General features: G+C 46.4%; 5 protein-coding genes. 2 read left to right on the top strand and 3 right to left on the bottom strand.

Annotated elements, in window-relative coordinates:
• The first annotated feature begins 368 nt into the window (after positions 1-368).
• Positions 369-1,283 (top strand): sugar phosphate nucleotidyltransferase, encoded by a 915-nt coding sequence (locus tag ABGY95_RS06750; protein WP_347440928.1) that lies wholly within the window; start codon positions 369-371, stop codon positions 1,281-1,283.
• Positions 1,284-2,112: 829 nt separating this feature from the next.
• Entirely contained in the window at positions 2,113-3,405 is a 1,293-nt protein-coding gene (locus tag ABGY95_RS06745; protein ID WP_347440927.1) for an argininosuccinate synthase, read from the top strand.
• A gap of 568 nt (positions 3,406-3,973) precedes the next feature.
• On the opposite strand, the gene ABGY95_RS06740 is transcribed toward ABGY95_RS06745, so the two are convergent.
• From ABGY95_RS06740 to ABGY95_RS06730, 3 genes are read right to left on the bottom strand one after another with little or no spacing between them, the layout of a single operon-like run.
• Positions 3,974-5,089: a polysaccharide biosynthesis/export family protein gene (locus ABGY95_RS06740; protein WP_347440926.1), complete on the bottom strand. Its 1,116-nt coding sequence runs from the start codon at positions 5,087-5,089 to the stop codon at positions 3,974-3,976.
• A 4-nt stretch (positions 5,090-5,093) separates the two neighbouring features.
• Entirely contained in the window at positions 5,094-6,080 is a 987-nt protein-coding gene (locus ABGY95_RS06735; RefSeq protein WP_347440925.1) for a polysaccharide biosynthesis/export family protein, read from the bottom strand.
• On the bottom strand, positions 6,080-7,996 hold the full coding sequence (locus tag ABGY95_RS06730; protein ID WP_347440924.1) for a hypothetical protein: 1,917 nt from the start codon (positions 7,994-7,996) through the stop codon (positions 6,080-6,082). Before ABGY95_RS06730 ends, ABGY95_RS06735 begins: the two co-directional genes overlap by 1 nt.
• Positions 7,997-8,256 lie beyond the last annotated feature (260 nt).

The following is an 8,256-nucleotide window of genomic DNA, read 5'->3' as shown; positions in this document are numbered from 1 at the left end:
GAGAATTTTTCTTATTTGGATAACCTGAGTACCCACCCACCTAGGAAAATAAAGTTTGGTAGGCTAAGCATTCCGATAGTACCACGCTTATACGCTCAGTCGCTGCAGTCCAGAACTCAGCAGTACTTAAGCGGAGCACATAAATGCTACCCCTCGTGATTTGCTGCCAGATTAACGCCTTCAGGTCTGCGCACGTTCTGACCGTGTCGGCCAGCCCAGATAAACGCAGCAATCATTCTATACACAAAAAGGACTTGTTTTTCACCCCTATAACTTTTGGGTTGTCGAGGCTCCGAAATCCTATCATAAAGCCGTCAGCTTGATCCGAAATACCCATTTCACCCCACCCATTACTCATACCGAATACTATGAAACCTACACTCCTCGTTCTTGCAGCAGGCATGGGCAGCCGATACGGCGGTCTCAAACAGATGGCACCCATGGGACCTAAGGGGGAGACCGTTCTTGATTACTCAGTCTATGACGCTATTCGCGCAGGCTTTGGCCGTGTCGTTTTTATTATCCGCAAAGACTTTGCTGATAAATTTAAAACTCAAATTGGTGATAAGTTTGCTGAAAAAATCGATGTAGTCTACGTATTCCAGGAGCTCAACGACCTACCAGAAGGTTTCAGCCCTCCAGAGGGCCGGACTAAGCCATGGGGCACTACGCACGCGATTCTTGCAGCTCGCAATGTAGTGGATGCGCCATTCGCTGTTATCAACGCTGATGATTTTTACGGTGCTGATTCATTCAAGCAAATCACTTCCTACTTCACCGAAATAGCTAAGTTCACAGATGGAGTCGATCACTACTGCATGGTTGGCTACAAGCTTGAGAACACCCTTTCTGACCACGGTAATGTAAACCGCGGTATCTGCTCTAACTCTAACGGCTTCCTCAAAATCGTTGAAGAGCACCTCAATATAGAAGTGGAGTCTGACGGAGTCTGCCGCGGCGATAACCTCGCTGGAGACCGCGTTGGACTCTCAGTCAACGCTCTCACTTCCATGAACTTCTGGGGATTCCCACGAAGCATCATGCCAGAACTCGAAAGGAACTTCATTGCATTCCTCAAGGAGCGCGGCACTGAAATGCAGTCCGAGTGTTTCATCCCTACTGATGTCGACACCATAGTAAAGTCTGGCAAAGCTGATTGCAAAATCCTCGAAACTTCGAGTTTATGGTTCGGCGTTACTTACCCACAGGACAAAGACATGTGCATTGCCAGCCTCACCAAGCTCGTCGAGCAAGGTGAGTACCCTGCTAACCTCTGGGACTAAAAGATAAATTTACAAAGGGCGCGCCTTACTAAGGCCACCTTTCTTTTCAGCTCAGGAAAACCTCCGCCTAGCTAGTATTTGAGTGAGAACCGCTCGATTGAAAATTTTCTAGCCGCTGGCTGTGTCCGAGTTGCCGACTTTAGAAGAAGTGGGGGGCTGCTTGAGCTTGTAATTCATTTTATTATCTAGGCGAATGACTACGTTCCTCTGGGAGGATCGCTGCAAGAAGCAGCAGTGATCTATATTCATCAGGAGGAGAGAGTCCAGTTCGAGAGATAGAGCAAAAAATAGAGAGTGAATATGACCTCAACTATAACAAAAATCAGGTAGATGCACTTTAGGTTTTCCGCGGGGGCAATAAAATATCAACGGCTCGTAAAATTTATGCGTCGGACCGTTAAGGATACTGAGTGGAGCATATAGTTAATATAAGACAGTCTTCGGGTTCACCATGCTAAAAAAGTGAAGGAGTGGGTAAATCAGAAATTTGAAGGCAAGAGCGGCATTACCTCCCGAGCTACAGCCCAGATCTCAACACTACCGAATATTTGAATAGAGACCTAATGGCTGAACCAAAAAGACCATCAGATAGAAAAGCTGGGTACTTCAAATCCTAGGCTAAAAATGACATGCGCAGACTTCTGAAAGCACCAGCGAGAATTCGAAAATACTCTCACCGACACAGCATCAAGAATGCGACCTAAAACGTTGCCCATTAATAATCCTTGTGGTCAATTCCACTTGCCCATGCTGGCATTCCCTGCTTATTTTCGAAGAAGACAAGTGCTTCGGATTCCTCTAAAGCCCAGTCCTTTTATCTAATAACATTATGAAAATCGTAGTAGCCTACTCTGGTGGCCTCGACACTTCCGTTCTACTGAAGTGGCTCAAGGACAAGTACAACGCAGAAATCATCGCCTACTGTGCCGACGTCGGACAAGCAGAAGAACTCGACGGCCTCGAAGCTAAGGCGCTCGCGACTGGCGCTTCCAAGTGCTATATCGGCGACCTAAAAGAAGACTTCGCGGAGAACTACATTTTCCCAATGTTCCAAGGCAACGCACTTTACGAAGGCCGTTACCTCCTCGGTACATCCATCGCACGTCCATGCATCTCCAAGGGTATGGTTGACGTAGCTATCGCCGAAGGCGCTGACGCTATCGCTCACGGTGCTACAGGCAAAGGCAACGACCAGGTCCGCTTCGAGCTGTCAGTTGCAGCTCTCGCACCTGACATCCAGATGATTGCACCGTGGCGTGACGACGAGTTCCGTGCTCAGTTCCCAGGCCGCGCAGAAATGATCGCCTACGCTGAGGAGAACAACATTCCAGTCAAAGCATCCATGAAGAAGTCTTACTCAATGGACCGCAACCTACTTCACATTTCCTTCGAAGCTGGTGCAATGGAAGACACTTGGTACGACGCAACTCAGGAAGAAAACAAGGACATGTACGTCCTTTCTGTTTCTCCTGAAGACGCACCAGACGCGGCACAATACGTTCAGTTCCTTTTCGAAAAAGGCAATATTATAGGTCTTCAAACTGAAGGCCTTGCAGAGCTCATCACTGAGCTTGGCGACGTCACTGCTGGCGGCAAGCAAAACGGCTACACACTTCTCAACCCATACGGCGTGATGCGAGTACTCAACGCTCTCGGCGGCCAGCACGGCATCGGTCGTGTTGATCTCGTGGAGAACCGCTTCGTAGGCATGAAGTCCCGCGGCGTGTACGAGACTCCAGGTGGCACGATCCTCCTCGCAGCTCACCAAGATCTCGAGACGCTCACTCTAGACCGTGAGGCTCAAGCTCTCCGCGACAGCCTCATGCCTAAGTACGCACAACTCATCTACAACGGATTCTGGTTTACTCCTGAGCGTGAAGCTCTGCAAGACCTCATCACATCCACACAGCGTACAGTATCTGGTGAAGTTCGCATGAAACTTTACAAAGGCAACTGCATCCAAGCGGGTCGTCGCTCACCATTCTCACTCTACGACGAAGAAGTAGCTTCCATGGAAGGCGCTGAAGAAGGCAAAGAAGAAGCATACAACCAGAACGACGCTTCTGGCTTCATCGCTCTCAACGCGCTTCGTCTCAAGGCAAACGCGCGCCAGAAGCGCTAGTCATTCATTTCTAACATACTAATTTATCAAAAGCAGCGCACTCGTAAGAGGCGGTGCTTTTTTTGTGACCTCGGATAGCGAATACCCCCAATAAATACTTCAACCTCCCAGTGCTTGAGCCGGATTTTTTTTATTACCACCTTGCCACCCTCAAATAGCAGGTCCCATTCAGTCGAAACCAAATAGGATGGTGAAAAATTCGTGAACCCTATGACATTTACTTAGCGAATCCCCTTGAGAGCTACACTGGCGATACGCGCTTTAAATTCAACACATAGGTGTCTTTTCTTACGTTTGCTTGTCTGTTTTTCGGTGATTAAGTCACCGATGGACAGCCAGAGATTTTAATATGCTATTGGCTCCGTTTAGGAGACCACATCACTCTTCTGTTTTTGACCAATAAGTCTGATAGGACGCTCAACGAGCGAGATTACTCAATTTTTTAGCAAGCCTAGTTCTATTTTATAATTTACTATAATTGGGGGAGATTATCCTCACTAGCCGTTCTTCTAATTATGAATGATTGCCGTAGAGCTAACTGTGAACATCCAGTGCTAGGTGTAGAATGTTATTCGCCAGCACTACTGGAGCCACTGCTGGCATTACTGGGAGTACCCAGAGGGAGAGAAATTCCTACATCACCTTCGCCTCCAGCGACACGACTGCCTTCATTCGCTGCGATCGTTCGCGCGGCATCCTGAAAAATAGTCTCTACCACAGCCTCTAGATAACGGTACGGCCTTTTAGGTATCCATACGATATCTCCCGGCTGGAGTAGAATATCGGCATCCTTACCCACTAGAATATCTTTGATGTTTACTATCGCAGCTTCTGGCTCATTGAGAGAGCCACGCACAACTACAACCTTATTGAGAAAGGCTTCGCTAGTGGGGCCTTTGCATTGGGCTAGAAGGTCGACTAGAGTCAACTCTTCACTATAGGGTATCGCTTGAGGATTACGCACAGCCCCTAGCGCGAGAACCGTTGAAGTCGTTGTCGAGGGAATGTAGATATAGTCATTGTGTTTGAGATAAACATTCTGTGTTGCGTCACCATTCTTAATCAACGCTTTAAAGTCCACGGGCACAATCTCACCATTACGTATAAGCACACTATTTGATAAATCAGCCAATTCCTCCGTAAAACCTGAGTAGCCTGAAGTGAATAATCCTCCAGCTAGAGAAACTCCTTCCAGAACAGTCGTAGGCTGGCTCAAAGGATACAAGCCAGGTTTGAATATCCTACCTAAAATCCAAAAACGTCTAGAACGCACTTCAACTAGGGCCACTGTCACGATAGGACTACTATAATCTCGACGGAGTGCTGTAGTTAATCTGCTGGCCAACTGCGCTACGGTCAACCCTTCCGCATGAACCCCTCCTGCGAGGTTGTAATAGACCTGCCCATCTGGCATGACAAAAGTGCGCGCTAGTGTTCCCGCAACCTCTGATATCTCAATTTCTAGAACATCACCTGGCCCAAGGAGGTAGGGATCAACCGCAGGAGTCAACAAATCCTTGCTTGGCTTACGTTTGATTTTAACGTTCTTAAAATTCAAATTACGCACGGTCTGATCGACTTTCCTCAGATCAAAATCAGGATGCGGAATCTGCTCAGAACAGCCACTCAATATGATACTGGCCAGTGTGAGCAAAGTCACAATCTGAAGGGCCTTGCTATGCATTCTCTCAGTCACCTGTTCTAGTTGTATTATTATTGATCCAAGTGGAAGCCATCGAAGTAGCAAAAGCCGAAGCTGCTAATTTTAAGATATCTTCTGCCACGATCCATGGTCGCTCAGACACATAGATTATATCATCGGGTAACAACTTGAAGTCTCTTGCTTTGGCCGCAAGGATATCTTTCAAGCTAATCACATGCGTTTCTGGGTTAGTGAAGCTACCTCTAACAACTAAAACCTTATCTGTGTAAGCTCGATCAGTCAAGCCACCTCGGCGTGTCAATGCTGACACGAGGCTTGCATCAGCAGTGTAGCCCTGTGCTCCAGGAGTAGTTACGGCCCCCAATACATAATAGTTATTGGAAACTGAGGACGCAATATAAATGAAATCATTAGGTTCGAGTGCTACATTTTGGCTCAAATCACCGTCGTTAAATAACTTTCTGAAGTCAACCGGCAGATGCTTCCCGTTGCGAGTAATAAAGGAACGATCCATATCAGCAATTTCAACAGTTTTCCTTTCGAACAAACCAGTCTCAATTCCACCAGCTTGTGCTACAGCCTCAAGTAAAGTAGTAGGAGAAGCCAGCGTGTATACGCCTTTACCCATCACTTTCCCAAGTATACTGTAGCGCTTCGAACCAACCTCTACTGGGGTGATAATCACACGTGGTGACTTAAAATAGCCCATCAAACCCTCTTCAATTTTGAGTCGAGCCTCGTCGATAGTTAGGCCTGTGACGAGAATAGTCTGAGCCTGGAGGAAACTAATAGTGCCATCTGGAGAGACTCTAAAACCGTTACGGTCTAGCTCAGGCCGACCAAAAAGAGCAAAATTAATCACATCTCCTGGCCCCAACTCATAACGATCTCTCCAAGAGACATTCTCGGGAGGCTCATCAGCCCCCGAAGGGGCATCGCCTTGAGTAACACTCGGATTTGGAAAAGCCCTATTAATAAATAAAAGAAGGAACAATAATGGAAGAATGTTCATTACCTAGAAAGTAGTCGAGATAAAAATAGTGAGAGTTGGTCAGCTTTTATACGAAACCAGCCACTGGCTGGGGTCTGAGTGGCGAGAGTACCATGGCATGGAGGAAGGTATATCTCGAATAACTCACGTGAATCATTAAATGCCTGGAGAGAGGATTTCTCAGTTGCAATCAGAGCATAGCATTCTTCAACTGATGATAATAACCCTCGCTTGCTTCTATCCGGTAAGCTATGGGCTCTCCAGATATAGCACTCTGAATCTTTACTTCCCCACAGCAAGTCCTGCTGCTTCTCTTGCTCATCGGCGAGGGTGACCTCGGGGGTCAAGTCGTATACTTTTAGAGTCCGCCCTGCATCAAAATGGGCTGCCTTAGAGAGTCCCCGCCAGAATATTTGCTCTTCTTCAGGAGTTAGGGCTGCAGTCCAAAAAAGAACTGGACTATCAGCGTTAGACTTCATCGCCAATCTTTCTAACCAAAAATCATTGTATTCTGGAGCATCAATACCTTCACTGGGAAAGCCAGTTACAAACCGGCCACCCGTCGTCGCACAACACTCTAGAACTGAACGCCTTGAAGAACGCTGAGTCTTAAACAAGGTAATGAGTAACGCCAAACCTGCACCCATGATCATTCCACCCCCCCCTAGGATTAGAGGCTTCTTCATCATTGAGGAGGGCACAACCTTCCGAATATCGGGTTCTTCAAATGTCTGGAAATACCCAGGAGAGCCGGATGCAAAAATTTCTGTTTCTTTAAGACGCTTGCCCAGCAACGAGAGCTCATTGAGTTGGGAACCCCTCTTCGCAACTAGGGCATTGTACTTAGCTATAATAGAGGGATACTTGCTCAGTTTTTTTTGCTCAACCTTCACTTGTTCCTCTAGTGCAATAATTCTATTCTCTGCATCAGTAAGTTGACTATTAGAACTAATTATACTGAGATATATAGTGTTCCCTAAATCTGACCCAGTAAATTTCTCTAGCGGTGTATTTTTCACATCCGACAGCCGAGCCACCTCAGTCTCAAGGTGCAGGATACTGGCTAGCCGACTTTTCACGAGAGGGTTTTGGTCGGTATAGGTAGATCGGAGATTAGCCAACTCTTGTGTTGCTTCTCTTAAAGAGCTCCCAAGCGGGCTATGGTGCTGAATTTTTTCATAGAGCTCTTCGATTTGCGCCAGAAGTGAAGCCTTTTGAGATTTTGCTGCTCCTAGCTGCAGTTCAATCTGTGATATTTTATCCAATAGTGCGGTAACCTGTGATTCCCCTCCAAAAAAATTATTCTTCTTTGCAAAATCGATAATACGAAGATCTAGTTGATCGATACGAAATTCGAGTTGCCTAACCTCTTTCGCTAGAATATCTCGCACGGCACGAGCTTCAGATTGTTGCAGCCGCTTAGTATACTCAATAATCTCTTCAGACCATATAGTTACAAATTTTAGAGCGTCTTTATCACTTACCGAAGAACGATATGTGATGTAGTAAATATCCGTGTTTTCGAGTTGAGCCGCTTTGACCTTTTCAGCTATTTCAAGACCACTCAGTCCATTGTTGACTCGTTTCATCGCATACTCCAAGGGTTCAGTTGCAAGCAAGATGGACAAAAGGGTGGCATCATTTAAATCTGCCGGCTGGAAAGGCTGGCCAATTTCCGAAGTCTGCACTTGGGGAATCTTTCCTCTGATTAGCGCTGTTGACAAACTAAACGCCTGCTTATTTAGCTTCATCCCCACTAAAAATCCCACCACCCCAAGTGCCACCCCTCCCAATAAAAGCCAATACCAACGTGTCAGAATACCTCCCAGAATCCTGACTGGGTCAATCGCAATAGAGATGGGAAATGAGTTATTTGCTTCTTTCTCATTCGTCACATCTGGTTCTATGGGATCTTTCTGGGTGGTTCGTTGCAACATAATGAGCTTTCCCTGATAACATATGACAGGTGTATACGTCTTCTTGATATCTTAGTTAGGCTAATCTTTCAAGATTAAATTAAATCACTATCAACAGCACTTATTAATCAGGCAGAAAACCAGTTGGCATTACTTCTGCTGGATATAAGCTATGAAACTTCAAGACGCACGTACGCTCACACCTAGCCAACTCGAAGATAGACGCAAGCAAGCTGTACTTCTTCGTAAACAGGGGCTCACTTATGCTGAGATTGGCGTAA

The sequence above is a fragment of the Rubritalea sp. genome (assembly GCF_039830215.1).
Taxonomy (GTDB): Bacteria; Verrucomicrobiota; Verrucomicrobiia; order Verrucomicrobiales; family Akkermansiaceae; genus Rubritalea.
Note: the sequence above shows the minus strand (reverse complement) of the source record. Positions and strands in the feature narration are given on the sequence as shown.